At 68.6% G+C, this 25,559-nt stretch carries 21 protein-coding genes; 10 read left to right on the top strand and 11 right to left on the bottom strand.

The annotated features are described in order from the left end of the window. Positions 1–6: 6 nt before the first annotated feature. Positions 7–1,662, bottom strand: a complete 1,656-nt coding sequence (locus WJ12_RS13525; RefSeq protein WP_059560493.1) for a tetratricopeptide repeat protein — start codon at positions 1,660–1,662, stop codon at positions 7–9. 321 nt (positions 1,663–1,983) lie between these two features. Between WJ12_RS13525 and glyQ the strand changes: the two genes are divergently transcribed. From glyQ to WJ12_RS13550, 5 genes are read left to right on the top strand one after another with little or no spacing between them, the layout of a single operon-like run. Then, entirely contained in the window at positions 1,984–2,988 is a 1,005-nt protein-coding gene (glyQ, locus tag WJ12_RS13530) for a glycine--tRNA ligase subunit alpha (protein ID WP_006477868.1), read from the top strand. A gap of 22 nt (positions 2,989–3,010) precedes the next feature. Continuing rightward, the gene (glyS, locus tag WJ12_RS13535; protein ID WP_034189023.1) at positions 3,011–5,110 is read left to right on the top strand and encodes a glycine--tRNA ligase subunit beta; all 2,100 of its coding nucleotides are present in this window, start codon (positions 3,011–3,013) and stop codon (positions 5,108–5,110) included. 10 nt (positions 5,111–5,120) lie between these two features. Next, the gene (gene gmhB / locus WJ12_RS13540; RefSeq protein ID WP_034189022.1) at positions 5,121–5,684 is read left to right on the top strand and encodes a D-glycero-beta-D-manno-heptose 1,7-bisphosphate 7-phosphatase; all 564 of its coding nucleotides are present in this window, start codon (positions 5,121–5,123) and stop codon (positions 5,682–5,684) included. A gap of 43 nt (positions 5,685–5,727) precedes the next feature. Then, positions 5,728–6,492 carry a lysophospholipid acyltransferase family protein gene (locus tag WJ12_RS13545; protein WP_034189021.1) on the top strand — a complete coding sequence of 255 codons (765 nt, stop codon included), beginning with the start codon at positions 5,728–5,730 and terminating at the stop codon, positions 6,490–6,492. 46 nt (positions 6,493–6,538) lie between these two features. Next, positions 6,539–7,426: a M48 family metallopeptidase gene (locus WJ12_RS13550; protein ID WP_059560496.1), complete on the top strand. Its 888-nt coding sequence runs from the start codon at positions 6,539–6,541 to the stop codon at positions 7,424–7,426. 108 nt (positions 7,427–7,534) lie between these two features. Here WJ12_RS13550 and gloA read toward each other — a convergent pair whose 3' ends face one another. Continuing rightward, positions 7,535–7,918 (bottom strand): lactoylglutathione lyase, encoded by a 384-nt coding sequence (gene gloA / locus WJ12_RS13555; RefSeq protein WP_034189019.1) that lies wholly within the window; start codon positions 7,916–7,918, stop codon positions 7,535–7,537. 348 nt (positions 7,919–8,266) lie between these two features. Here gloA and WJ12_RS13560 point away from each other — a divergent pair, with 348 nt between their 5' ends. Further along, the gene (locus WJ12_RS13560) at positions 8,267–9,202 is read left to right on the top strand and encodes a DMT family transporter (protein WP_059560499.1); all 936 of its coding nucleotides are present in this window, start codon (positions 8,267–8,269) and stop codon (positions 9,200–9,202) included. 89 nt (positions 9,203–9,291) lie between these two features. Here the strand turns inward: WJ12_RS13560 and rsmA are convergent, their stop codons facing one another. Genes rsmA through WJ12_RS13580 form a run of 4 tightly spaced genes read right to left on the bottom strand, consistent with a single transcriptional unit; the run spans position 9,292 to position 14,935 of the window. Next, positions 9,292–10,119, bottom strand: coding sequence for a 16S rRNA (adenine(1518)-N(6)/adenine(1519)-N(6))-dimethyltransferase RsmA (rsmA, locus tag WJ12_RS13565; RefSeq protein ID WP_034189018.1), 828 nt, complete (start codon positions 10,117–10,119; stop codon positions 9,292–9,294). Positions 10,120–10,163: 44 nt separating this feature from the next. After that, entirely contained in the window at positions 10,164–11,153 is a 990-nt protein-coding gene (gene pdxA, locus WJ12_RS13570) for a 4-hydroxythreonine-4-phosphate dehydrogenase PdxA (protein ID WP_034189017.1), read from the bottom strand. Positions 11,154–11,164: 11 nt separating this feature from the next. Further along, on the bottom strand, positions 11,165–12,523 hold the full coding sequence (locus tag WJ12_RS13575; RefSeq protein WP_034189016.1) for a peptidylprolyl isomerase: 1,359 nt from the start codon (positions 12,521–12,523) through the stop codon (positions 11,165–11,167). Between the two features lie 51 nt (positions 12,524–12,574). Further along, positions 12,575–14,935, bottom strand: coding sequence for an LPS-assembly protein LptD (locus WJ12_RS13580; protein WP_034189015.1), 2,361 nt, complete (start codon positions 14,933–14,935; stop codon positions 12,575–12,577). A 223-nt stretch (positions 14,936–15,158) separates the two neighbouring features. Between WJ12_RS13580 and WJ12_RS13585 the strand changes: the two genes are divergently transcribed. Further along, positions 15,159–16,208 (top strand): aminoglycoside phosphotransferase family protein, encoded by a 1,050-nt coding sequence (locus tag WJ12_RS13585; RefSeq protein WP_059560502.1) that lies wholly within the window; start codon positions 15,159–15,161, stop codon positions 16,206–16,208. 22 nt (positions 16,209–16,230) lie between these two features. After that, positions 16,231–16,950, top strand: a complete 720-nt coding sequence (murU, locus tag WJ12_RS13590) for an N-acetylmuramate alpha-1-phosphate uridylyltransferase MurU (protein WP_034189013.1) — start codon at positions 16,231–16,233, stop codon at positions 16,948–16,950. A gap of 52 nt (positions 16,951–17,002) precedes the next feature. Here the strand turns inward: murU and WJ12_RS13595 are convergent, their stop codons facing one another. Further along, positions 17,003–18,874 (bottom strand): ABCB family ABC transporter ATP-binding protein/permease, encoded by a 1,872-nt coding sequence (locus WJ12_RS13595; RefSeq protein WP_059560505.1) that lies wholly within the window; start codon positions 18,872–18,874, stop codon positions 17,003–17,005. A 173-nt stretch (positions 18,875–19,047) separates the two neighbouring features. On the opposite strand from WJ12_RS13595, the gene WJ12_RS13600 reads away from it, so the two are divergent. Further along, positions 19,048–19,443 carry an acyl-CoA thioesterase gene (locus WJ12_RS13600; protein WP_034189011.1) on the top strand — a complete coding sequence of 132 codons (396 nt, stop codon included), beginning with the start codon at positions 19,048–19,050 and terminating at the stop codon, positions 19,441–19,443. Positions 19,444–19,479: 36 nt separating this feature from the next. Here the strand turns inward: WJ12_RS13600 and WJ12_RS13605 are convergent, their stop codons facing one another. Further along, positions 19,480–19,962, bottom strand: a complete 483-nt coding sequence (locus WJ12_RS13605) for a nitrate reductase associated protein (RefSeq protein ID WP_034189010.1) — start codon at positions 19,960–19,962, stop codon at positions 19,480–19,482. 114 nt (positions 19,963–20,076) lie between these two features. Here WJ12_RS13605 and fdhD point away from each other — a divergent pair, with 114 nt between their 5' ends. After that, the gene (gene fdhD, locus WJ12_RS13610; RefSeq protein WP_059560508.1) at positions 20,077–20,931 is read left to right on the top strand and encodes a formate dehydrogenase accessory sulfurtransferase FdhD; all 855 of its coding nucleotides are present in this window, start codon (positions 20,077–20,079) and stop codon (positions 20,929–20,931) included. Positions 20,932–20,982: 51 nt separating this feature from the next. On the opposite strand, the gene WJ12_RS13615 is transcribed toward fdhD, so the two are convergent. From WJ12_RS13615 to WJ12_RS13625, 3 genes are all read right to left on the bottom strand, one after another. Further along, positions 20,983–21,750 (bottom strand): enoyl-CoA hydratase, encoded by a 768-nt coding sequence (locus tag WJ12_RS13615; protein WP_059560510.1) that lies wholly within the window; start codon positions 21,748–21,750, stop codon positions 20,983–20,985. A gap of 91 nt (positions 21,751–21,841) precedes the next feature. Further along, entirely contained in the window at positions 21,842–23,041 is a 1,200-nt protein-coding gene (locus tag WJ12_RS13620; protein ID WP_034189008.1) for an acetyl-CoA C-acyltransferase, read from the bottom strand. A 22-nt stretch (positions 23,042–23,063) separates the two neighbouring features. Then, positions 23,064–25,499: a 3-hydroxyacyl-CoA dehydrogenase/enoyl-CoA hydratase family protein gene (locus WJ12_RS13625; protein ID WP_059560513.1), complete on the bottom strand. Its 2,436-nt coding sequence runs from the start codon at positions 25,497–25,499 to the stop codon at positions 23,064–23,066. Positions 25,500–25,559 lie beyond the last annotated feature (60 nt).

The raw sequence follows: 25,559 nt of genomic DNA on the forward strand, positions 1-25,559 counted from the left end.
GGCCGTTCAGGCCTGCCGGGCCGGCTGACCCGGTCGATCCGGCTGCGCGACGAGGCTGCGCAGGTCGCGACTCACCGCCTCCATCACCGGCAGCCACGCGTCGAACGCCGGCTGCCGGTACAACGTCGCGCTCGGATACCACGGGCTGTCCGTGCGTTCGAGCATCCACGGCCAGTGCGGATTCACGTCGAGCAGCACCCACGTGCGCGCCCCGAGCGCGCCCGCCAGGTGCGCGACCGACGTGCACACGGTCATCACCAGATCCAGCGCGCCGATGAATGCGGCCGTATCGTCGAAGCTCGTCAGCTCCGCCGTGAAATCCTCGATCGCGAAACCGGCCGCGCGCGCCGCCGCGACATCCGCGTGCGCGCCCGGCTGCAGCGAATAAAACGCGACGCCGTCGATCCCGCGAAACGCGTCCGCATAGCGCTCGAGCCCGACGCGCCGAAACGGGTTGCGCTGGTGGCCCGCGCTGCCCGTCCACACGAGCCCGACCTTCAGCCGGCGCTCGCCCGCAAGCCGCGCGCGCCACGCATCGCGCGCGTGCGGATCGGCCCGCAGGTAAGGCACCGACGATCCGAGCGTCTCGTTCTCCATGCCGAGCATCAGCGGCAGGCCGATCAGCGGCACCTCGTAATCGAATGCCGGCAGCGCGTCGACGCCGCCGCCCGCACCGAATACGTCCACGTGCGCGCCAAGACTGCGCTGCATCAGCGTGCCGACCTGCGGGAACGTATTCCACGCGAGCCGGCCGCCTTCGCGATGCACGCGCTCGGCGAGCGGCGCGACGTAGCGGCAGAACTGCAGCACGTCGCCGAGCCCCTGTTCGCCCCACACCAGCAGCGTTTTTCCCGCCAGCGGCTCGCCCTGCCAGCGCGGACCCGGCAGCGCCGGCCGGCGGCCGCGCAGTTCGCCCGCGCCGTCCCAGCGCGCCTCGTGGCCGCGCCAGCCGGCCGCGTAGTTGCCGCGCACGAGCTGGATGATCGCGAGGTTGAAACGGAACGACGCGTCGTCGGGCGCCAGCTCGCATGCACGCGCCGCGTAACGCTCGGCATCGTCCCAGCGTTGCGCCTCCTTCATCGCCATCGCGACGTTGTTCATCGCGAGCGCGTTGCCGGGCGCGAGGTCGTCCAGCCGCGCGGCGCACGCGAGCGCGCCGTCGAGGTCGTGCGCCGCGATCCGCGCGACGACCAGATTGATCCACGCCTGCACGTCTTGCGGATCGTGCTTCACGGCCGCGTCGAGCAGCGCGATCTCCTCCGCGCGGTCGCCACCCGACAACCGCAGCGCGATCGCGAGGTTGTTGCGCAACGACGGCCGGCCCGCATCGATCGCCAGCGCCGCGCGGTACGGCGCGACGGCATCCGCGTGGCGGTCGGCCATCTGCAGCGCGTAACCGTGATTGAAGTACGCGGTCGCGCCCGGCCGCACGCGCGCCGCGCATTCGGCGAGCGCGAGTGCATCGGCCGTGCGCTGCCGCGCGACGAGCGTCGTCGTGAGCTGCGCGAGCGCATCGGCGTCGACCGCGTGCAGATGGGCGGCAGCGGCGAGCCACAGATCGTGCGCGGCGCGCTCGCCGCGCGCCTGCGCGTCGGCGGCCTGGCCGAGCAGCGCGAGCAGCGGCGGAAGCAGCGGAATGAGGAGGTCGGTCGGGTCGTCCATGCGATCGGCGTCGGCAAGCGGTGACGCGGCACGCGTGGCGCGCGCCGCAATATGCGCATCTTAACGCCCGCGCGAAGCGGCACGGCATGCGCGTCGCGACAACCCCGCGGGCGGCCGCACGGACCGCGCCGCCCGCTCGTGCGGCCCTTCCGGAAGCGCGCCGGCGGCGGCCTCGCCCGCGTTCCGGCCGCATCCGCTCGCCGATCCGGTAAAATTACGCGTTTCAGCACACTAACAAGCCGCGCCGCCGCGCGAGCCGACCCTCCGGGCCCCGCCCGGAGCGCCGCCCGCAACGGAGCGCCAGCGCCACGAAGGCTCTTCATGCTTACGTTTCAGCAAATCATCCTGACGCTGCAGTCCTACTGGGACAAGCAGGGTTGCGCCCTGCTCCAGCCCATCGACATGGAAGTCGGCGCGGGCACGTCGCACGTCCACACGTTCCTGCGCGCGGTCGGCCCCGAGCCGTGGCGCGCCGCGTACGTGCAGCCGTCGCGCCGCCCGAAGGACGGCCGCTACGGCGAGAACCCGAACCGCCTGCAGCACTACTACCAGTACCAGGTCGTGCTCAAGCCGGCGCCGGAAAACATCCTCGACCTGTACCTCGGCTCGCTCGAAGCGCTCGGCTTCGACCTGAAGCAGAACGACGTGCGCTTCGTCGAGGACGACTGGGAAAACCCGACGCTCGGCGCGTGGGGGCTCGGCTGGGAAGTGTGGCTGAACGGGATGGAAGTCACGCAGTTCACGTATTTCCAGGAAGTCGGCGGCCTCGAATGCAAGCCGGTGCTCGGCGAGATCACGTACGGCCTCGAACGCCTCGCGATGTACCTGCAGAAGGTCGAGAACGTGTACGACCTCGTGTGGACCGAGTGGGAAGAGCAGGGCCCGAACGGCCCCGAGCTGCGCCGCCTGTCGTATGGCGACGTGTACCACCAGAACGAGGTCGAGCAGTCGACCTACAACTTCGAGCACGCGAACGTCGACCTGCTGTTCACGTTCTTCAACAGCTACGAAGCGGAAGCGAAGAAGATGATCGACGCGCAGCTCGCGCTGCCCGCGTACGAGCTCGTGCTGAAGGCCGGCCACACGTTCAACCTGCTCGACGCCCGCGGCGCGATCTCGGTCACCGAGCGCGCGGCGTACATCGGCCGCATCCGCGCACTGTCGCGTCTCGTCGCGCAGGCTTACTACGACTCGCGCGAGAAGCTCGGCTTCCCGATGCTCGGCAACCCGCCGGGCGTGCCGGGCCTCACCACCGACGCCCAGGACGCCGCGCAGCCGGCATGGGCGCCGCCGCTCAAGGTCGAACGCAAGATCGATCAGGACTGACGAGACGAGAATCATTCCAACCATGACGCACAATCATCCCGCCCCCCTGCTCGTCGAACTGCTGACCGAAGAGCTGCCGCCGAAGGCCCTCGCGCGCCTCGGCGACGCATTCGCTGAAGGTCTCGCGCAACGCCTCGCGGCGCGCGACCTCGTCGAAGGCGAACTCGTGTTCGAACGCTACGCCACGCCGCGCCGCCTCGCCGTCGTCGTGCAGAACGTGCGCGCCGTCGCGCCTGACAAGCAGGTCCGCGAAAAAGTCCTGCCGGTGTCGGTCGCACTCGACGCCGACGGCAAGCCGACGGCCCCGCTCGCGAAGAAGCTCGCGGCGCTCGGCCACCCGAACCTGTCGATCGCCGATCTCGAGCGCGCGCAGGACGGCAAGGCCGAAGCGTTCTTCATCAACTACTCTGCGGCCGGCGCGACGCTCGCCGACGGCCTGCAGGCCGCGCTCGACGAAGCGCTCGCGAAGCTGCCGATCCCGAAGTTCATGACGTACCAGCGCCCGGACGGCTCCGACGTGAAGTTCGTGCGCCCGGTCCATCGCCTGACCGTGCTGCACGACGACCGCATCGTGCCCGTTACCGCGTTCGGCGTCGATGCCGGCGACACCACGCTCGGCCACCGCTTCCTGTCCGACGGCCTCGTCGCGATCCAGCATGCGCGCGCGTACGCCGACACGCTGCGCGACAAGGGCCGCGTGATCGCGCACTTCGCCGATCGCCGCGAAACGATCCGCACGCAACTGAACGAACACGCGAACGGCGATACCGTCGTGATGCCCGAATCGCTGCTCGACGAAGTGACGTCGCTGGTCGAATGGCCGGTCGTCTACCCGTGCCGCTTCGAGGACGAATTCCTGCAGGTTCCGCAGGAATGCCTGATCCTCACGATGCAGACGAACCAGAAGTATTTCGCGCTGACCGACGTCGCCGGCAAGCTGCGCTCGCGCTTCCTGATCGTGTCGAACATCGAGACGAAGACGCCGGGCGAGATCATCGAAGGCAACGAGCGCGTCGTGCGCCCGCGCCTCGCCGACGCGAAGTTCTTCTTCGAGCAGGACAAGAAGAAGCCGCTCGCCGACCGCGTGCCGCAACTCGCGAACGTCGTGTATCACAACAAGCTCGGCTCGGCGCTCGCGCGCGTCGAGCGCCTCGAGGCGCTGGCCGGCGAGATCGCGCCCGCGATCGGCGCCGACGCCGCGCACGCGAAGCGCGCCGCGCGCCTCGCGAAGGCCGACCTGCTGACCGACATGGTCGGCGAGTTCCCCGAACTGCAGGGCACGATGGGCACGTACTACGCGCGCCACGACGGCGAAGCCGACGACGTCGCGCTCGCGTGCGCCGAGCACTACCAGCCGCGCTTCTCCGGCGACGCGCTGCCGACCACGCCCGTGTCGACGGCCGTCGCGCTGGCCGACAAGCTCGAGACGATCGTCGGCATCTGGGGCATCGGCCTCGCGCCGACCGGCGAGAAGGACCCGTTCGCGCTGCGCCGCCACGCGCTCGGCGTGCTGCGCCTGCTGCTCGAGAAGCAGCTGCCGCTCGATCTCGTGTCGCTGCTGCGCACGGCCCACGCGCGCTTCGAAGGCGTGCCGGGCGTCGCCGAATCGACCGACGCGATCCTCGCGTTCTTCATGGATCGCCTGCGCGGCCTGCTGCGCGAGCGCGGTTATTCGGCCGGCGAAATCGACGCGGTGCTGAGCCTGAACCCGACGCGCGTCGACGATCTCGTCGCGCGCCTCGACGCGGTGCGCGAATTCACGCGCCTCGCGGAAGCCGAAGCGCTCGCGGCCGCGAACAAGCGGATCTCGAACATCCTGAAGAAGTCGGAAGGCGGCGCGAACGGCACGGTGCAGCCGGCGCTGCTCGTCGAGGCCGCCGAGAAGGCGCTGCACGAACAGCTCGCGGCCGTCACGCCGCACGTGCAGTCGCAACTCGAGGCGCGCGCGTACACGGGCGCGCTGTCGGCGCTCGCCGCGCTGCGCGCGCCGGTCGACACGTTCTTCAACGACGTGATGGTCAATGCGGAAGATCCGGCACTGCGAGCCAACCGTCTCGCGCTCCTGTCCGCGCTGCACCAGCAGATGAACTGCGTCGCCGACATCTCGAAGCTCGCCGCATAAGGGCCGCACGATGCCGATCAGCCCCAACCGAAAGCTCGTCGTCCTCGACCGCGACGGCGTGATCAACGTCGATTCGGATGCGTTCATCAAGACGCCCGACGAATGGATCGCGCTGCCCGGCAGCCTCGAGGCGATCGCCCGGCTCAACCACGCGGGGTATCGCGTGGTCGTCGCGACCAACCAGTCCGGCATCGGTCGCGGGCTGTTCGACATGGCCGCGCTCAACGAAATGCACCTGAAGATGCATCGCGCGGCGGCCGCGGTCGGCGCGCGCATCGACGCGGTGTTCTTCTGCCCGCACACGGCCGAGGATCACTGCGACTGCCGCAAGCCGAAACCCGGCATGATGCAGATGGTCGCCGAGCGCTTCGAGATCGATCCCGGTCACACGCCGGTGGTCGGCGATTCGCTGCGCGACCTGCAGGCCGGCGTCGCGGTCGGCTTCCAGCCGCACCTCGTGCTGACCGGCAAGGGCAAGAAGACGCTCGCCGCGGGCAACCTGCCGCCCGGCACGAAGGTCCATGACGACCTGCGCGCGTTCGCGCTCGACTTTCTTTCACACGAACACGAGTGATGCGGCAGCCGCGCGCATCCTCCCTCACACCAGACTCACGCCGATGCGCTTCGTCCGCTCCCTGCTGCTGCTGATCTACTTCATCCTGTACACGGTGCCGTACGCCACCGCGTGCTTCATCGCGTTCCCGTTCATGCGCCCCGACGCACGCTACTGGATGGCCGCCGGCTGGTGCAAGTCGACCCTGTGGGTCGTGCGCTGGCTGAACGGCATCCGCTACCGGATCGAGGGGATGGAAAACCTGCCCGACGGCCCGGCCGTGCTGCTGTCGAAGCATCAGTCGGCGTGGGAGACGCTCGCGTTTCCGGCGCTGATGCCGAAGCCGCTCTGCTACGTGTTCAAGCGCGAGCTGCTGTACGTACCGTTCTTCGGCTGGGCGCTCGGCATGTTGCACATGGTCAACATCAACCGCAAGGAAGGCAAGAACGCGTTCGCGTCGGTGATCCGCCAGGGCAAGAAGCGCCTGTCGGAAGGCGCCTGGATGATCATGTTCCCCGAAGGCACGCGCACGCCGGTCGGCAAGCAGGGCAAGTACAAGACGGGCGGCGCACGCTTCGCGATCGAAACCGGCACGCCGGTCGTGCCGATCGCGCACAATGCAGGTCGGGTCTGGCCGCGCAACTCGTTCACGAAATTTCCGGGTATCGTCACCGTGTCGATCGGCAAGCCGATCCCCAGCGACGGGTTGACGCCCGATGCATTGAACTCGCAGGTCGAAGCATGGATCGAAGCGGAAATGCGCCGCATCGATCCCGATTCCTATCGCCAGGCGGGCAATGCCGGCACGCGCGATGCCGCGCGTGCCTGAAGCCCCCGGATTGCAGCCGTTGCGTACGACAAAAAGAAGCGAACTGATGAAACAGCGTCCGCGGCCACGGCCTGCCGTCGTGGCCCTCGATCATCGCCAGATGGATCTGCCGCTCTTCGACGGGCCGGCCGCCGCACCGTCGGCGCCCGCCGCGCCGCCGGCGCCGCCTGAAGCCGCTCCCACCGCCCCGCCCGCTCCGGGCGCGGCACCCGACCGCTCGCGCGTGCGCACGTTCGCGCTCGACAGCCGCGTGCTCGAATACCGGCTGAAGCGGTCGGCACGCCGTACGATCGGCTTCACGATCGACGGCAGCGGGCTGTCGATCACCGCGCCGCGCTGGGTCACGCTCGCCGACATCGAAGCGGCGATCTCGGAGAAGCAGCGCTGGATCTTCGCGAAGCTCGCGGAGTGGAAGACGCGCACCGAACAGCGCGCGCTGCCGCAGATCGACTGGCGCGACGGCGCGCAGCTGCCGTATCTCGGCAAGACGGTGACGATCGCGCTCGGCGCGGGCGCCGTCGCATTCGACGCCGATGCGCTGCGGCTGTCGCTGCCGCTGCCCGTGCAGGCCGACATGCAGCAGATCAAGGATCGCGTGCAGGGCTGGCTGCAGGGCGAGGCGAAACGCATCTTCGGCGAACGCCTGCCGGTCTACGCGGAAAAACTCGGCGTCACGTATTCGATGTACGCGCTGTCGTCGGCCGCGACGCGCTGGGGCAGCTGCTCGAGCGACGGCAAGATCCGCCTGAACTGGCGGCTGATCCATTTCCCGATGTCGATCATCGACTACGTCGTCGCGCACGAGCTGTCGCACCTGCGCGAGATGAACCACAGCCCGGCCTTCTGGCAGACCGTCGAATCGATCTTCCCCGAGTTCCGCGAAGCGCGGCACACGCTCAAGCACCACCCGCCCGAGCTGCTGCCGTCGCTTTGACATGACGCGCGCGGCAGCGCCGTCGATGCAAAAGGGCGATGCGGGTCACCCCGCATCGCCCTTTTTGCCGCCATGCGCATCGCACGCGGCGGCCCGTTCGTCCGGCGCTTACTTCTTCTGGATGAACTCGATCTTGTAGCCGTCCGGATCCTCGACGAACGCGATCACGGTCGTGCCGTGCTTCATCGGGCCTGCTTCGCGCGTGACCTTGCCGCCTTGCGCCTTGATCTTCTCGCACGCGGCGTACGCATCCTCGACCGCCACGGCCAGGTGGCCGAAGCCGTTGCCGAGATCGTAGGACGGCGTATCCCAGTTGTGGGTCAGCTCGATCACGGTGCCGGTGCGCTCGTCTTCATAGCCGACGAACGCAAGCGTGAACTTGCCTTCCGGATAATCCTCGCGACGCAGCAGCTTCATGCCGAGCAATTCGGTGTAGAACTTGATCGAGCGGTCGAGATCGCCAACTCGCAGCATCGTATGCAGCAAACGCATGTCTTGTACTCCTGTGGGGACTTTCCAGAACCGGAAACTCTACCAGAGTCGGGTGAAACTCGCCGGGGGCGCCTAGCCGGGGGCGCCTAGACCGGGCGGCCGATACCGCGCATCGGGGCACGCGCGCAATGGCGGAAAACGGCACGGTCCGGCTCGCCCCGTCGATCGTGCCGATCGGGTAACATCCCTCCACTTCGCACCAAAAGCGGGCATGCCACGCACCACCCGAACGCGACCACCCACCCTTCCCTGACGCCACACTGCCGTGCGAAACCGCCAATTCGAGCGCGCCCGACGCGCCGCCCGCCCGGCCTCGCTGCCGCCGTCCCGATCGAGCGAGGCGCGCCGATGACCCCACTCGCCGCCGCCCCCGTGCGCCGCGCGCTCGACCTGCGCGCCGCCGGCCTGATGTTGCTGCTGTGCGCGATCTGGGGTTTCCAGCAGGTCGCGATCAAGTACACGAACGCCGCGATCGCGCCGATGTTCCAGGCCGGGCTGCGCTCGGTGATCGCCGCCGCGCTGCTGTGGGGCTGGGCCCGCGCGCGCGGCACACCGCTGTTCCGGGCCGACGGCACGTTCGGCGCGGGCCTCGCGGCCGGTGCGCTGTTCGCCGGCGAATTCATCTGCGTGTTCTTCGGGCTCACGCTGACGAGCGCATCGCACATGGCGATCTTCCTGTACACGGCGCCGTGCTTCACCGCGCTCGGCCTGCACCTGTTCGCACCGGGCGAGCGGCTGCAGCGCACGCAATGGGCCGGCGTCGGCCTCGCGTTCGCCGGCATCGCGCTCGCGTTCGCGGACGGCTTCCTGACGCCGCGCGCGCCCGGCGCTTCGGTGCTGGCCGGGCTGGCCGGCGACGCGCTCGGGATTCTCGGCGGCGCGATGTGGGCCGCGACGACGGTCGTCGTGCGCTCGACGGCGCTCGCGCGGGCGAGCGCGAGCAAGACGCTGTTCTACCAGCTCGCGGTGTCGGCGGTCGTGCTGGTCGCGCTCGCCGCGCTGTTCGGCCAGGTGTCGCTCCCGCACGTGACGCCGATCGCGGTGGCGAGCCTCGCGTACCAGTCGGTGATCGTCGCGTTCGTCAGCTACCTGTCGTGGTTCTGGCTGCTGACGCGCTACAGTGCGTCGCGGCTGTCCGTCTTCACGTTCCTGTCGCCGCTGTTCGGCGTCGCGTTCGGCGTGCTGCTGCTCCGCGAATCGGTCGGCTGGCGCTTCATGTCCGCGGCCGCGCTCGTGCTGGCCGGCATCGCGCTCGTCAACGCGCCGCCGCGCAGGCGGGCGTAGGCGACCGGCCACATACACGCGTGCAATGAAAAGGGCTGCCCGTCGGGCAGCCCTTTCGTCACCTGCGGTCCGGCTTCGTGCGCCGCGCGTCAGCCGGCCTTGCGCACTGCCGCGAGCGCCTGCGCGACGCCGACGTATTCGGCCACGCTCACGTCCTCGGCACGACGCGCGAGATCGAAACCGAGCGCATCGAAATCGATCGTCTGGCGATAGTCGCCGAGCGTGTTGCGCAGCATCTTGCGGCGCTGCGAGAACGCGGCGGTGACGATTTCGCCGAGCAGCACGGGATCGACGTCCGGCAGTTCGTGCGGCTCGTACGGAATCATCCGGACGATCGCCGAATCGACCTTCGGCGGCGGCTGGAACGATTCCGGCGGCACGTCGAGCATCTTTTCCATCACGTAGCGGTACTGCAGCATCACCGACAGGCGCGAGAACGCCTTCGTGCCGGGCTCCGCGACCATCCGTTCGACGACTTCGTTCTGCAGCATGAAATGCTGGTCGATGACCGCATCGGCGAACGTCATCAGGTGGAACAGCAGCGGGCTGGAAATGTTGTACGGCAGGTTGCCGACGATGCGCAGCGACGGCTGGTCGCCGGGCGCCGCCAGCGAACGGAAGTCGAACGCGAGCGCGTCGCCCGCATGCAGCTCGAGCAGCGCGCCGAAGCGCTGCTGCAGGCGGCCGATCAGGTCGCGGTCGAGCTCGACCGCGTGCAGCGGCGACTCGGGCGTCGCGAGGCGCTCGATCAGCGGCTCGGTCAGCGCGCCGAGCCCGGGGCCGATCTCGACCATGCGCTGGCCGCGCGCGGGGCCGATCGTCGCCACGATCGAATCGATCACGCCGTGATCGACGAGGAAGTTCTGCCCGAAGCGCTTGCGCGCGAAATGGCCTTGATGCTGTCTGCTGTTCGACATCGACTGAGTAAGACGAAAAATACGACGAAAGAGGTGAGGCCGCGTCAGGCCGCGCGGCGATGGCGCGCCATCGTGACGGCCGTATCGAGCGCGGCGATCATGCTGCCCGGATCGGCGCGACCCGTGCCGGCCAGATCGAGCGCGGTACCGTGATCGACCGACGTACGGATGATCGGCAGCCCGAGCGTCACGTTGATGCCCTCGCCGAAGGTCGCATACTTCAGCACGGGCAGGCCCTGGTCATGGAACATCGCGAGCACGCAATCGGCATCGGCCAGATGGCGCGGCTGGAACAGCGTGTCGGCCGGATACGGGCCGCGCGCGTCGATGCGCAGCGCGTTCGCACGGGCCAGCGCCGGCGCGATCACGTCGATCTCCTCGCGGCCGAGATAACCGTTCTCGCCCGCGTGCGGGTTCAGGCCCGTCACCAGGATGCGCGGCGCGGCGAGGCCGAAGTCGCGCCGCAGGTCGCGGTCGATGATCGCGAGCGTCTCGACGAGACCGTCGATCGTCAGCGCGGCGGACACATCCTTCAGCGGCAGGTGCGTCGTCGCGAGCGCGACGCGCAGCGGCTTGTCGCCGGTGCCCGCCAGCATCATCACGACGCGCGGCGTATGCGTGCGCTCCGCCAGGTATTCGGTATGGCCGGTAAACGGCACGCCCGCATCGTTGATCGTGCTCTTCTGCAGCGGCGCGGTCACGATCGCGTCGTACCGGCCGGCCAGCGCGCCGTCGATCGCCGCGTCGAGCAGCCCGAGCACGTACCGGCCGTTCGCCGCGTCCAGCGTACCTGCCCGCGCGGGAACGGCCAGCGCGTGGTGCGCGACCGATACCGGTGCGCCGCCGGCCAGCACGGTGCGCTCGGCGCCGACGGCCGCCGCACGCGCGTCGAGCAGCGCCGCATCGCCGAGCACGGTGAAATGCGCGTCGGGCCAGCGCTGCGCGGCGTCACGCAGCGCCTGCACGGTCAGCTCCGGGCCGACCCCCGCGGGTTCGCCGGTCGTGATCGCGATCTGCAGCGCGGGCGTGGTCATCCGAAGCTCGCTCAGTTCGCCGGGGCGACGCCGCCGATCTTGTACTGAACGTACGACGAATCGCGCAGTTCGCGCAGCCAGTCGGCGTAGGCCTGCTCGGCCTTGCGCTGGCCGATCGCCTGGCGGGCGATGTCCATCTGCTGCTGCACCGACCCTTCCGCTTCGCGGCGGTTCAGCACCTGGATCAGGTGGTAACCGTACTCGGTGCGGATCGGCTGGCTGACCTGGCCGTCCTGCAGGCTGTTCATCGCCCGCTCGAATTCCGGCACGGTCTCGCCCGGGCTGATCCAGCCGAGATCGCCGCCCTGCGACGCCGAACCGTCCTGCGAGTAGGTGCGCGCGAACTTCGCGAAATCGCCGCCGGCCTCGATCTGGTTGCGGATGTCGACCAGTTGCTGGCGCGCCTGGCCTTCCGATTTGCCTTCACCGACGCGCAGCAGGATGTGGCGCACGTGCGTCTGGACGATCTTCGGCGCGGCGGCGGTCGCACCCTGGCTCTGGCGGCGGTCGACGAGACGCACGATCTCGAAGCCGTCCGGCACGCGGATCAGCGTCGGGTTGACCTGGCCCGGGCGCAGCTTCGAGGCGGCGTCGACGACGTCGGCCGGCAGCGCGCTGGGCGCCTTGAAACCGAGGTCGCCGCCCTTCTTCGCGTCGTTCGCTTCCGAGTTGTTCTTCGCGAGGCGCTCGAAGTCGGCGCCGGACTTCGCCTGCTGCAGCAGCGCCTCGGCCTTCTTCTGCGCGGCCTCGATGTCGGCCTGCGGCGCGTTGGTCGGCGCCTTGATGAAGATGTGCTGGAAGCGCAGATCCTGCTGCTGCGACGCGTTCGGCCCGCGCTGGCTCGCGATGTAGTTCGCGACTTCGGCGTCCGACACGGTGATCTTGCCGTCGACCTCGCGCTCGCGCAGCTTCGACAGCATCAGCTCGGTGCGTGCATCGCTCGTGAAGATGCTCCAGGGCACGCCTTGCGCCTCGAGACGCGCACGGTACTGCTCGAGCGTCATCCCGTTCGCCTGCGCGAGACGCTGCAGCGTGGACTGCACGGTCGCGTCGTCGATGCGGATGCCGTCGTCCTTCGCCTTCTGCACCTGGATACGCTCGAGCACCATCTGGTTCAGCACCTGCGCGCGCAGCTGGTCGGTCGGCGGCACGGGCGCGTTCTGCTGCTGCAACCGGCGGGCGATCAGGCCGGCACGCTGGTCGAGTTCGCGGCCCGTGATCACGTCGTTGTTGACGACCGCGACGACTTCGTCGGCGAGCTGCGCACCTTGCGAACCGAGCGCCTGCGCCGCGGCCGGCGCGGCGGCGAGCAGCGCGGCGGACGCGGCGAGGCTGGACACGACTGCCGCGAAACGAAGGTTTTTCTTCATTGCCACTGAAACTCCATTGAAATCGTGCTGACCGGTGCAGACAAGCCGGCGTTACTCGTAGTTGCTGAAGCGGGACATCGGCGGCGGCGGCGGCGGCAGCGGCGTGTAGCCCGGTACCCCGGCGCGGAATGCCGACACGAGGCCGTTGTCGACGGTCGACAGGCCCTTGAGCGTCAGCTGCATCATGAATCGCGTCGACGAGTTCTGCTGTCCCGACGAATTGATGCCGTTCGCCGCCCGTTGCACCCCGACCCCGAGCGCCCAGCAATCCGCGTCGTATTGTAAGCCGACCAGACCGTCGACCACGCGATCGCCGGCCAGATCATAGTTGAAGCGGCCGATCGCATACAGGCGGCGCGTGAGCGGCCATTGCGCGGACACCAGGAACTGGTTGATCGGCTGGTTGTCGAGCGTGGTGTTCGTGCGCGTGTAGCGATAGCCGACGTTGATCACGCGGCGCTCGCCCGGGCTGTAGCCGAAACCGACGCTCGACTTCACGAGCTGGTTGTTGTTCTGGTTGTACTGGAACGCCGTCTCCGACATGAAGCCCGAGCCGAGCTTCAGCGCGGCGCCGACGATCAGGTCCGAATGGCGCGCCAGCACGGCGCTCTGCCCGGGGTTCAGCGTGACGCGCTGATCGGCGAAGTAGTACTGCTGCGCGATCACGAAACGCGCGCGCTCGTCGCCGGTGCGCGGATCGATGAAGCGCGACGTCAGGCCGGCCGTGATCCGGTTCGCGTCGGCGATCCGGTCGTTGCCGACGAACGTGTTCGGCTGGTAGATCTCCGCGAGGCCGAAATCCGATTCCGCGGTGTCGAACAGCGGCGCGTTCGACTGGTTGCGATACGGCGTGTACACGTAGTACAGGCGCGGCTCGAGGGTCTGGATGAAGTCCTGGCCGAACAGGCGCACCGAACGATCGAAGATCAGGCCCGAATCGAAGGTCACGGTCGGGATCGACTCGGTGAAGCGCTTCGGGTTGTTCGGCGTGGTCGACGACAGGTAGTTCAGGTCGTACGACGCGAAGTGATACTGGACCTTCGGCACGACGAAGTAGCCGGGGCCGTACACGCCGTACGCGATATACGGGTTGAAGACGATGCGGTCGCCTTCGGTCGCGTCGGCCGTCGTGATGCGGAACCGCGAATAATCGGCTTCCGCGCCGAAGTCGAAGCCGCCGACGTTGTACTTCGTGTACTTCACGTTCAACTGCGGCTCGCGGCTGTACGGCGCGATCGACGGCGGCAGCGTCTGCCAGTGCTGGTAGCGCGCGAGCACCGACCACGGACCGTTGTTGTACGTGAGGCCCGCCTCCTGCTGGTACAACGTCTGCGTCCCGTTGATGAACTGGTTCATCGAACCCAGTTGTTCGGGATACGTGTTGTCCGAGACCTTGTTGTAGTAGACGTAGCCGCCGAAACCGCCGCCGAAGTTCTGCTGGTGCTGCCAGTAGATCGCGTAGCGGTTGCGGTGCTCGAGCCGGTCGTCCGGCAGGTAGTTGGCCGTGAAGGTGCCCGAATACGACGGCGACAGGTAGCGGAACGTCGCCTCGGTCATCACGCCGCGCCGCGAGATGATGCGCGGCGTGAGCGTCAGGTCGCGGTTCGGCGCGATGTTGAAGTAGTACGGCAGCGTCAGCTCGAAGCCGTTACTCGAGTTCACCGAGAACGTCGGCGGCAGCAGGCCGCTGCGCCGCTCGCCCGACAGCGGGAACGTCATCCACGGGCTCGCGAAGATCGGCACGCCCTGGAAGAACAGCACGCCGTTGCGCGCGGTGCCTTCGTCGGCGCCCGTGTCGAAGTCGAAGCGGCTGCCCTTGATGTACCACGCGGGGTTCGTCGAGCACTGGCACGCGGTGTAGGTGCCGTTGACGAACACCGAGCGCTCGTTGTCGACCATGTCGACGCGCTCGGCGCTGCCCGAGCCGCCCGTCATGTTGAAGTGGTACTTCGGCGCCGTCATGAAGCCCTGGTTCGCCTCGATCTTCAGGTGCGCCTCGGGGCCCGCGAACGACGTACCGCCATTGATCACCTTGACCTGGCCGTACGCATCGGCCATGTCGGTATCCTGATCGTAGTGGAGCGCGTCGGCCTTCACGACGGCGTCGCCGCGCCGCAGCTCGGCGGAGCCCTTGGCGGCGAGGTCCTGCTCGGCGGTGCCGCTCGTGTGGTCGGCGATCACGAAGGCGGCCGGCTTCGCGCCGTCCTTCAGCGGATGATCCTCGAGCTGGGGCGCGAGGCGCAGATCCCACGGCGAGTCGAGCGGCTGCGGCTGCGCGGCCGCACCCGACAGCTGCGCGTACGACACGGCCGGCACGAGGCCGGGCACGGCCAGGAGCGCGAGCGCGAGCCGCCGTTTGCGCGGCGCCCCGTCACCGGGGAAAACATTCGGGAATAGCGGTTTGGGCGGCATCTATCGTTTGGCGAATCGCCCCTTGTCAACCGCGCCTTCACGGCACATGCGCGCACGGCGGGCCGCGCCGTCGCACCGCGACTGCGGCTGAGCGCAAACCGGGGAGGCGATCGGGCGGGCGGCGCGACAGGCAGCGGGCCTGCACGGCGGAAGCTGACGCGGGGCGCGTCAAAAAAGTCGTGGGGTATTATATGGCAAGACGTTCCCCCCTCCGCCGAGTTTCATGACGCCCCCATCCGCCGCATCCCAGCCCGACGCCCGCCTCGACGCCCTGACCGCGTGGCTGCAACCGCTCGCCGAGCGCTATGCCCTCGACCTGTCGACCCTCGCGCCCGCGTCGTCGGACGCCAGTTTCCGCCGTTATTTCCGTGTCGCCTCGGCCGCGAGCCCCGGCGGCACGCTGATCGCCGTCGACGCGCCGCCGCCCGAGAAGTGCCGGGAATTCGTCCAGGTCGCGCAGCTGCTCGCCGCGGCCGGCGACCACGTACCGGACGTGCTGGCCCACGATTTCGACGCGGGCTTCATGCTCGTGACGGACCTCGGCCGCACGTCGTACATCTCGGTGCTCGACCCGGCCGACCCGGTCGCCGCGCGGCCGCTGATGCGCGACGCGCTCGACGCGCTGATCCGCTTCCAGCTCACGTCGAAACCCGACGTGCTGCCGCCGTTCGACGAAGCGTTCCTGCGCCGCGAAATGGAGCTGCTGCCCGAATGGTTCGTCGGCCGTCATCTCGGCAAGCCCGTCACCGACGCGATGCGCGGCACGCTCGACCGCACGTTCGCGCTGCTGGTCGCGAGCGCCCATGCGCAGCCGCAGGGTTTCATGCTGCGCGATTTCATGCCGCGCAACCTGATGGTCTGCGAGCCGAATCCGGGGGTGCTCGACTTCCAGGACGCCGTCTACGGGCCGCTGACGTACGACGTCGTGTCGCTGCTGCGCGACGCGTTCGTCAGCTGGGACGAGGAGTTCGAGCTCGACTGCTTCGCGTACTACTGGGAAAAGGCGAAAAAGGCCGGCCTGCCGGTCGATCCCGATTTCGGCGAGTTCTACCGCCAGCTCGAATGGATGGGGCTGCAGCGCCACATCAAGGTGCTCGGCCTGTTCGCGCGCATCAACTACCGCGACGGCAAGCCGCACTACCTGAACGACCTGCCGCGCTTCCTGACCTATGCGCGCAAGGTCGCGCTGCGCTACCGCCCGCTCGTGCCGTTCGCGAAGCTGCTCGACGAGCTCGAGGGCAACGCGCCGGCCGACGTCGGCTATACGTTCTGACCGTCCTCACGCCCAGTCGAACATGAGCACTACCCTGACCACGGCGATGATCTTCGCCGCCGGGCGCGGCGAACGGATGCGCCCGCTGACCGACACCCGCCCGAAACCGCTGCTCGAAGCCGGCGGCAAGCCGCTGATCGTGTGGCAGATCGAGGCGCTCGCACGCGCGGGCATCGAGACGATCGTGATCAACCACGCGTGGCTCGGCGAGCAGATCGAAGCCGCGCTCGGCGACGGTTCGCGCTGGGGCGTGCGGCTCGCGTATTCCGCCGAGGGCGACGCGCTGGAAACGGCCGGCGGCATCGCGCAGGCGCTGCCGCTCATCGAGCGCGACGGGCAGCCGGCCGTGTTCGCGGCGGTCAGCGGCGACGTGTACTGCGCGTTCGACTACCGGACGCTCGCGCCGCACGCCGCGCGGATGGCCACGCTCGATACGCCCGCGATGCACCTCGTGATGGTGCCGAACCCGCCGTTCCACCCGGCCGGCGATTTCGCGCTCGGCGGCGATGGCCGCCTCGCGCTCGACGGCGCCGCGCGCGTCACATTCGGCAACATCGGCCTGTACGACACGCGGATGTTCCGCGATCTCGCGCCCGGCACGCGGCGCGCGCTGACGCCGTACTACCGCGCGGCGATCGAGGCCGGACTTGCGACCGGCGAATTGTACGAAGGTATCTGGGAGAACGTCGGCACGCCCGCGCAGCTCGGCGAGCTCGACGCGCGGCTGCGCGCCGCGGGCTGACCGGACGGCGGGCCGCCCCGCACGACAGCGCGTCGTGCAGCGCCGCCCGTTGTTACACGGCCTCGGCCTCCTCGCCGCCGGCCGCCGCGCGCTGCTGCTGCAGCGCCCACATCTGCGCATACAACCCGTCCGCGCGCACCAGTTCGTCGTGCGTGCCGCGCTCGACGATCCGGCCGTGATCCATCACGAGGATCTGCTGCGCGTGCACGACCGTCGACAGCCGGTGCGCGATCACGAGCGTCGTGCGATGCCGCGCGATCTGGTCGAGTTCGTGCTGGATCGCGCGCTCCGAGCGCGAATCGAGCGCCGACGTCGCCTCGTCGAACAGCAGCACCGGCGGATCCTTCAGCAGCGTGCGCGCGATCGCGACGCGCTGCTTCTCGCCGCCCGACAGCTTCAGCCCGCGCTCGCCAACCGGCGTGTCATAGCCCTTCGGCAGGCTTTCGATGAAATCGTGGATGTGCGCGGCGCGCGCCGCCGCGACCACCTCGTCGCGCGTCGCGGTCGGCCGGCCGTACGCGATGTTGTAGTAGATCGAGTCGTTGAACAGCACGGTGTCCTGCGGCACGATCCCGATCGACGCGCGCAGCGAATCCTGCGTGACGTCGCGGATGTCCTGGCCGTCGATCCGGATCGCGCCGCCCGCCTGGCGGTCGAGATCGTAGAAACGGAACAGCAGGCGCGACAGCGTCGACTTCCCCGAACCGCTGTGGCCGACCACCGCGGTCGTCGTGCCCGCATCGATCGTGAACGTCACGTCGTGCAGGATCGGCCGCGCCGGCTCGTACGCGAAGTTCACGTGCTCGAAGCGCACCTGCGCGCCGGCCACCGCGAGCGGCCGCGCATCGGGCCGGTCGGCCACTTCCTTCGCGGCCGACAACAGCCCGAACATCCGGTCCATGTCGGTGAGGCTCTGCTTCAGCTCGCGATACACGACCCCGAGGAAATTCAGCGGAATGTACAGCTGCAGCATGAACGTGTTGATCAGCACGAGATCGCCGAGCGTCAGCTTGCCCGCGAGCACGCCCTGCGTCGCGCGCCACAGGATGAACACCAGCCCGGTGCCGATGATCGCCTGCTGGCCGAAGTTCAGCACCGACAGCGAGTTCTGCGAGCGGATCGCGGCCTTGCGGTAGCGCTTGAGGTTCTCGTCGTAGCGCTGCGCCTCCCACTCCTCGTTGCCGAAGTACTTCACCGTCTCGTAGTTGATCAGCGAATCGATCGCCCGCGAGTTCGCGCGCGAATCGAGTTCGTTCATCGTGCGGCGGAAATGCGTGCGCCAGTTGGTGACCTTCACGGTAAACACGATGTACGTGACCAGCGCCGCGAACGTCACGTACGCGTAATAGGCCTCGTACTTGACCACGAAGAAGCCGAGTACGAGCCCGACCTCGACGAGCGTCGGGAGGATGCTGTACAGCGAATACGAAATGAGTTGCTGGATGCCGCGCGTGCCGCGTTCGATGTCGCGCGACATGCCGCCCGTCTGGCGTTCGAGATGGAACCGCAGCGACAGCCCGTGCAGGTGCCGGAACACCTGCAGCGCGAGCTGGCGCACCGCGCTTTCGGTGACCTTCGAAAACAGGATCTCGCGCAGCTCGGTGAACAGCGACGTCGACAGCCGCACGAGTGCATACGCGACGACCAGCAGCCCGACGCCGCCCGCGAGCACGATGCCGGCCGACTGCTCGGCGCGCCCGAGCGCGGTGATCTGCTGCACGTAGGACAGGTGGTCGACGATGCGCTTCATCACGATCGGCACGCCGAGGTTCGCGACCTTCGCGCCGATCAGGCAGCCGAGCGCGAGCGCGACGCGCCATTTGTAGGTGGCCAGGTACGGCAGCAGCGACCGGATGGTCTGCCAGTCGTTGCGAGGCCCGGTCGAAGCCGGCGCGGGCTCGCCGGAAGCAGGAAATCGGCGCATGGGGGAGTCTCTGTGGCGAGGCACGGCACGTGGTTCGACGGCCGGCTCGCGCGCTTTCTCGTACAATTTGCGAACGTTGTATTGTCGCAGAAGCCGCTTCGCGCCGCTGCCGGCGGCCTCGCCGGCCCGCCTGCGCGCGGCGGCCCATTTATTACAGGATGAAAGCCCCCGCCATGACCGATTCGACCCTCGAACTCCCGCAGAAGCAGCCCGCGCTGCGCGTCGTCCCGCAGCCGCACGACGCGAACGTCCACGGCGACGTGTTCGGCGGATGGATCATGTCGCAGGTCGACATCGCCGGCTCGATCCCCGCGAGCCAGCGCGCGAACGGTCGCGTCGCGACGGTCGCGGTCAACTCGTTCGTGTTCAAGCAGCCGGTGTTCGTCGGCGACCTGCTGAGCTTCTACGCCACCATCATGCGCACCGGCAACACGTCGATCACGGTCGACGTCGAGGTGTACGCGCAGCGCATGCGCCTGATGGGCGAAGTCGTGAAGGTTACCGAAGCGACGCTCACGTACGTCGCGACCGGCACGGACCGCAAGCCGCGGCAACTGCCGCCGCTCTGACCGGCGCGCGCCGCGGCCGCGCGGCGCACGGCCGCGTCAGTGCGTGGCCGTCAGCCCGAACTCCCGCATCGCGGGCAGGAAATCGTGATTCAGCTTCGGCTTGCGCGACAGCTTCACCAGCACGTAGCGCTGGAACGGCGCGAGCCGCTGCCACTGCGCGAGCGCGGGCGCGGTCAGCCCGGCCAGCGCGCTCTGCTGCACGAGCGATTCCGGCACCGCGTCGACGGTGCGCCAGGCCGGCTGCTCGTCCGGCTGGAACCATGACGGTTCCAGATCCGCATGCGTGCGCAGCATTTCGAACAGCGCATGATCGAAGTTGGGCTCGATCGCGGTGTCGTCGTCGGCCGGGAAGCGCGCGAGCAGCTTGCGGTCCTCGAGCGGCAACAATTGCCACTGTTCGAGCGAAATCCGCAGACCGAAGCGGTCGAGATTGAAACGCACGATCATCGGGATGTACGTGAAGTTTTCCGACGAATCGTGTTCGAAGTTGAAGAGCAACGGAGCGTCGCTGAGTCCCATGGTCGTTACCTGACGTGGCGGATGCCGGCGCGGCCGGCCTGCCTGGGGTATTTTAGAACCTCTGCGCGCGGGCGGCGGCACGATTGTCGCCGGCCGTGCCTCGAATCAACGGGAGTGCTCGTGAATCCGACCAAGATCGATCAACCGCGCGACGCGCTGCGCGACGAACCGCGCGGCGCGATCGAACTGCCCGTGCGCCGCACGCGCGGCGGCACCGTGGAAACCGCGCACGACCACGTGGGCCAGGAATGGCCGGTCGCGCTCGTGTTCAACGGTATTTCGCACGCGGTGATGATGTGTACGCCGTGCGACCTCGAGGCGTTCGCGGTCGGCTTCGCGATCTCGGAAGGGATCGTCGCGCGCGGCAGCGACATCAAGGACATCGAGGTGATCCTGCACGCCGATGCACCGCTGCCGCATGCGGAAGTGCATCTGGAGGTCGTCCAGCAGGCATTCGCCGCGCTGAAGGACCGGCGCCGCGCGCTCGCCGGGCGCACCGGCTGCGGCGTATGCGGGATCGAAAGCATCGACCTGCTCGACCTCGCGCCGGAGCGCGTGCCCGACACCGGCTTTCTGGCACGCCTCGCGCCCGACGCGCTCGCGCGCGCGGCGCACGGGCTGCCGTCGCACCAGGCACTCACGAAACTGACCGGCGGCCTGCACGCGGCCGCGTGGTGCGATGCAACAGGCGCGATCCGGATGGCATTCGAGGATGTCGGCCGCCACAACGCGCTCGACAAGCTGATCGGCTCGCTCGTGCTGTCGCGCGCCGACGCCACCGACGGTTTCGTGTTCCTGTCGAGCCGCGCGAGCTACGAGCTGGTGCGCAAGGCCGCGCGAGTAGGCATCCCGCTGGTCGCGACGATCTCCGCGCCGTCGTCGCTCGCGATCGAGATCGCGAAGGCGGCCGGCCTGCGGCTCGTCAGCTTCTGCCGCGAAACCGGCTACGTCGACTACGGCACGGCGTGACCGCAAGCGCGGGCGCGGGCCGGCGATCCGCCGCCGGCACGGCCTGCTCCGTCAGTCGAACTGACGAAAATCCGGCTTGCGCTTCTCGAAGAATGCCGTCATCGCCTCGCGCGCTTCCGGCGCGCGCAGCATCGCGGCGAAGTGGCCCGCTTCCTCGGCCATCCGCGCCGACGTCGCCACGCCGCCCGTCTCCTTCAGCAGCGCCTTCGTCACCCGCAGCGACGACGCCGGCAGCGCCGCGAGCTTGGCCGCCTGCTTCGCCGCGAACGCGTCGAGCTCGGCCGCCGGCAGCACGCGGTTGACGATGCCGATCCGGTGCGCTTCCAGCGCGTCGAACGCCTCGCCGAGCAGCAGCTTCTCGGCGGCGACCTGATGGCCGGCCAGGCGCGGCAGCAGCACGCTCGACGCGGCTTCCGGGCACAGCCCGAGCTGCGCGAACGGCAGCGAGAACGTCGCGGTGTCGGCCGCGTAGACCAGATCGCAGTGCAGCAGCATCGTCACGCCGACGCCGATCGCGAGGCCCGGCACCGCGGCCACGATCGGCTTGCTCGCGCTGCTGATCCGCGCGAGAAACTGGAACACCGATGCGGTGTCGTCCTTCGGCGGCGACTTCAGGAAATCCTCGAGATCGTTCCCCGCGCTGAAATTGCCGTCGCTGCCGCGCAGCAGGATCACGCGGATCGCCTTGTCTTCCTGCGCGTCGGCGAGCGCATCGGCCATCGTCTGGTACATCGCCGCCGTCAGCGCGTTCTTCTTCGCCGGGCGCGCGATCGTGATCGTCATCACGCCTTCGGCGCGTTCCACTTGAATTTCGGCCACAACCGTCTCCTTGACTTTCCTCTATCGGAATGAAAAAACGGTGCGCGAGCTCGTGGCCCGCGCACCGTCGTCGCCTTTCGTCGCGTCCCGCTTACAGGCGTTCGATGATGCCCGCGGCGCCCATGCCGGTGCCGACGCACATCGTGACCATCCCGTACTTCAGGTTGCGGCGGCGCAGGCCGTGCACGACGGTCGCCGCGCGGATCGCGCCGGTCGCGCCGAGCGGGTGGCCGAGCGCGATCGCGCCGCCCATCGGGTTGACCTTCGACGGGTCGAGACCGAGATCGCGCATCACCGCCAGCGACTGCGCGGCGAATGCCTCGTTCAGCTCGATCCAGTCGAGATCGTCCTGCTTCAGGCCGGCGGCCTTCAGCGCGGCCGGAATCGCTTCCTTCGGGCCGATCCCCATGATTTCCGGCGGCACGCCGCGCACCGCGAAGCTCACGAAGCGCGCGAGCGGCGTCAGGTTGAATTCCTTCAGCACCTTCTCCGACACGACGAGCAGCGCGCCCGCGCCGTCCGACGTCTGCGAGCTGTTGCCGGCCGTGACCGAGCCCTTGTTCGCGAACACCGTGCGCAGCTTCGCGAGGCCTTCGAGCGACGTGTCCGCGCGCGGACCTTCGTCGAGCTTGATCTCGCGCGTCTTCACGTCGACTTCGCCGGTCGCGAGGTTCGGGAAACGCTCGCTGATCGTGTACGCGGCGATCTCGTCGTTGAACTCGCCGGCCTGCTGCGCGGCCAGTGCCTTGCGGTGCGACTCGACCGAGAACGCGTCCTGGTCGTCGCGGCTCACCTTCCACTGCTCGGCGACGCGCTCGGCCGTCAGGCCCATCCCGTACGCGATGCCGAAGTCTTCGCTGCGATCGAAGATGTGCGGCGACATCGACGGCTTGTTGCCCATCATCGGCACCATGCTCATCGATTCGCAGCCGCCCGCGAGCAGCGCGTCCGATTCGCCGACGCGGATGCGGTCGGCCGCCATCGCGAGCGCGGTGATGCCCGACGCGCAGAAGCGGTTGACCGTCACGCCGCCGACCGTCTGCGGCAGGCCCGCGAGCAGCGCGCCCATGCGCGCGACGTTCAGGCCCTGCTCGGCTTCGGGAATCGCGCAGCCGATGATCGCGTCCTCGATCACCTTCGTGTCGAGACCCGGCACCTGCGCGACCGCCGACCTGATCGCGTGAACCAGCAGCTCGTCGGGGCGCGTGTTCTTGAAGACACCGCGCGGAGCCTTGCCGATCGGGGTGCGGCTGGCGGCGACGATGTATGCGTCTTGCAGTTGTTTGCTCATTTCAGACTCCTTGTCTGCTCGCTCAGTTACGCACCGGCTTGCCGGTCTGCAACATGCCCATGATCCGTTCCTGCGTCTTCTGCGTGCCGAGCAGCTCGACGAACGCGCGGCGCTCCAGCGCGAGCAGCCACTGCTCGTCGACGAGGCTGCCGGCTTCGACGTCGCCGCCGCACACGGCTTCGGCGATGCGGCTCGCGATCAGGTAGTCGTGGTCGCTGATGAAGCGGCCGTCACGCATGTTGACGAGCGATGCCTTGATCGTCGCGATCGCCGAGCGGCCCGCCACCGGCACGTCCTTCGCGCGCAGCGGTGCGCGGTAGCCGGTGGCGGCCAGCGCGCGCGCTTCCTTCTTCGCGGTGTCGAGCAGTTCGAACACGTTGAAGACGATCGTGTCGGACGGCTTCACGTAGCCCATCGCGCGTGCGTCGTGCGCGGACGCCGAGACCTTCGCCATCGCCGCGTTCTCGAACGACTTCGTGACGAACTTCAGGATGTCGGTGGTCGCGTTGGCGGCCGTCGCGGCATCCGCCGCGCGCAGCGCCGCTTCCTTCAGGCCGCCGCCCGCCGGCACCAGGCCGACGCCCACTTCGACGAGACCGATGTAGCTCTCGACGTGCACGACGCGCTTCGCGCTGTGCAGCATCAGCTCGCACCCGCCGCCGAGCGCGATGCCCGATACGGCCGCGACGACCGGCACGTTCGCGTACTTCACGCGCAGCATGCCTTCCTGGAACTTCTTCACGAACGGCTCGATACCCTTCGCGCCGCCCATCATGAACGCCGGCATCGCCTCCTCGAGGTTCGCGCCGGCCGAGAACGGGCCGCCCGGCGTGCCGAGCTTCAGCGACGTCGGCTGCCAGATCACCACGCCCTTGTAGTCCTTCTCCGCGAGCTCGATCGCCTGCACGAGGCCGTCGATCACGCTCGGTCCGATCGTGTTCATCTTCGACTTGAACGACACGATCACGACGTCGTCCTCACCCGCACGGTCGTCGACCCATGCGCGCACGGCATCGGTCTCGAACAGGGTCTTGCCGTAGGTCTTCGGATCGGCGCCGGCTTCGCCGATGAGCGGCGCGCGGAACACCTGCTTGTCATAGACCGCGAGATCCGAACGCGGCACGAAGCGCTTCGCGGCGGGCGCCCACGAGCCTTCGGCCGTGTGCACGCCGCCCTTCTCGGCGACCGGGCCTTCGAGCACCCACGACGGCAGCGGCACGTTTGCCAGCGCCTTGCCGGCCGCGATGTCTTCCTGCACCCACTCGGCGACCTGCTTCCAGCCGGCGGCCTGCCAGCCTTCGAACGGGCCTTCGTTCCAGCCGAAGCCCCAGCGGATCGCGAGGTCGACGTCGCGCGCGTTGTCGGCGATCGATTCGAGATGCACGCCGATGTAGTGGAACACGTCGCGGAAGATCGACCACAGGAACTGCGCATGCGGATGATCCGTTTCGCGCAGCAGCTTCAGGCGTTCCGCCGGCGGACGCTTCAGGATGCGGCCGACGGTTTCGTCCGCCTTCGCGCCCGAGTCGACGTAGGTGCCAGTCTTCGCGTCGAGCACCTTGATCGCCTTGCCTTCCTTCTTGTAGAAGCCGCCGCCCGTCTTCTGGCCGAGCGCGCCCTGCTTCACCAGTTCGGCGAGCACGGCGGGCGTCCGGTAGACCGGGAAGAACGGATCGTCGGCGAGGTTGTCCTGCATCGTCTTGATCACGTGCGCCATCGTGTCGAGGCCGACCACGTCCGCGGTGCGGAACGTCGCCGACTTCGCGCGGCCGAGGCGGCTGCCCGTCAGGTCGTCGACTTCGTCGAAGCGCAGGCCGAACTTCGCGGCCTCGGTGATCACCGCGAGGATCGAGAAGATGCCGACGCGGTTCGCGATGAAGTTCGGCGTGTCCTTCGCGCGCACGACGCCCTTGCCGACGACGCTCGTCAGGAACGTCTCGAGCTGGTCGAGGATCTCCGGGCGCGTGTGCGCGGTCGGGATCAGTTCGACGAGGTGCATGTAGCGCGGCGGGTTGAAGAAGTGCACGCCGCAGAAGCGCGACTTCAGCTCGTCCGAGAACCCTTCGGACAGCTTCGTGATCGACAGGCCCGACGTGTTGGTCGCGAAGATCGCGTTCGGCGCGATGTGCGGCGCGACCTTCTTGTACAGGTCGTGCTTCCAGTCCATCCGCTCGGCGATCGCCTCGATCACGACGTCGCATTCGGCCAGCTTCGCGATGTCGTCCTCGTAGTTCGCCGCTTCGAGGTATTTCGCGTCGTCCTTCACGCCGAACGGCGCGGGCGACAGCTTCTTCAGGTTCTCGATCGCCTTCAGCGCGATCGCGTTTTTCGGGCCTTCCTTGGCCGGCAGGTCGAACAGCAGCACCGGCACGCGCGCGTTGACGAGGTGCGCGGCGATCTGCGCGCCCATCACGCCGGCGCCCAGCACGGCGACCTTGCGAATCAGGAAATTGCTCACGGGATGTCTCCGGATAGTGTCGTGCAGCGCGGGATGTGAGGGCTGCACGACGAAGTGAGT

This window comes from Burkholderia seminalis, from assembly GCF_001718535.1.
GTDB lineage: Bacteria > Pseudomonadota > Gammaproteobacteria > Burkholderiales > Burkholderiaceae > Burkholderia > Burkholderia seminalis.

Excerpts from the sequence above, each read along its gene's own strand:
- WJ12_RS13525 (WP_059560493.1), bottom strand. The coding sequence starts at position 1,662 with ATGGACGACCCGACCGACCTCCTCATTCCGCTGCTTCCGCCGCTGCTC.
- glyQ (WP_006477868.1), top strand. The coding sequence starts at position 1,984 with ATGCTTACGTTTCAGCAAATCATCCTGACGCTGCAGTCCTACTGGGAC.
- glyS (WP_034189023.1), top strand. The coding sequence starts at position 3,011 with ATGACGCACAATCATCCCGCCCCCCTGCTCGTCGAACTGCTGACCGAA.
- gmhB (WP_034189022.1), top strand. The coding sequence starts at position 5,121 with ATGCCGATCAGCCCCAACCGAAAGCTCGTCGTCCTCGACCGCGACGGC.
- WJ12_RS13545 (WP_034189021.1), top strand. The coding sequence starts at position 5,728 with ATGCGCTTCGTCCGCTCCCTGCTGCTGCTGATCTACTTCATCCTGTAC.
- WJ12_RS13550 (WP_059560496.1), top strand. The coding sequence starts at position 6,539 with ATGAAACAGCGTCCGCGGCCACGGCCTGCCGTCGTGGCCCTCGATCAT.
- gloA (WP_034189019.1), bottom strand. The coding sequence starts at position 7,918 with ATGCGTTTGCTGCATACGATGCTGCGAGTTGGCGATCTCGACCGCTCG.
- WJ12_RS13560 (WP_059560499.1), top strand. The coding sequence starts at position 8,267 with ATGACCCCACTCGCCGCCGCCCCCGTGCGCCGCGCGCTCGACCTGCGC.
- rsmA (WP_034189018.1), bottom strand. The coding sequence starts at position 10,119 with ATGTCGAACAGCAGACAGCATCAAGGCCATTTCGCGCGCAAGCGCTTC.
- pdxA (WP_034189017.1), bottom strand. The coding sequence starts at position 11,153 with ATGACCACGCCCGCGCTGCAGATCGCGATCACGACCGGCGAACCCGCG.
- WJ12_RS13575 (WP_034189016.1), bottom strand. The coding sequence starts at position 12,523 with ATGAAGAAAAACCTTCGTTTCGCGGCAGTCGTGTCCAGCCTCGCCGCG.
- WJ12_RS13580 (WP_034189015.1), bottom strand. The coding sequence starts at position 14,935 with ATGCCGCCCAAACCGCTATTCCCGAATGTTTTCCCCGGTGACGGGGCG.
- WJ12_RS13585 (WP_059560502.1), top strand. The coding sequence starts at position 15,159 with ATGACGCCCCCATCCGCCGCATCCCAGCCCGACGCCCGCCTCGACGCC.
- murU (WP_034189013.1), top strand. The coding sequence starts at position 16,231 with ATGAGCACTACCCTGACCACGGCGATGATCTTCGCCGCCGGGCGCGGC.
- WJ12_RS13595 (WP_059560505.1), bottom strand. The coding sequence starts at position 18,874 with ATGCGCCGATTTCCTGCTTCCGGCGAGCCCGCGCCGGCTTCGACCGGG.
- WJ12_RS13600 (WP_034189011.1), top strand. The coding sequence starts at position 19,048 with ATGACCGATTCGACCCTCGAACTCCCGCAGAAGCAGCCCGCGCTGCGC.
- WJ12_RS13605 (WP_034189010.1), bottom strand. The coding sequence starts at position 19,962 with ATGGGACTCAGCGACGCTCCGTTGCTCTTCAACTTCGAACACGATTCG.
- WJ12_RS13620 (WP_034189008.1), bottom strand. The coding sequence starts at position 23,041 with ATGAGCAAACAACTGCAAGACGCATACATCGTCGCCGCCAGCCGCACC.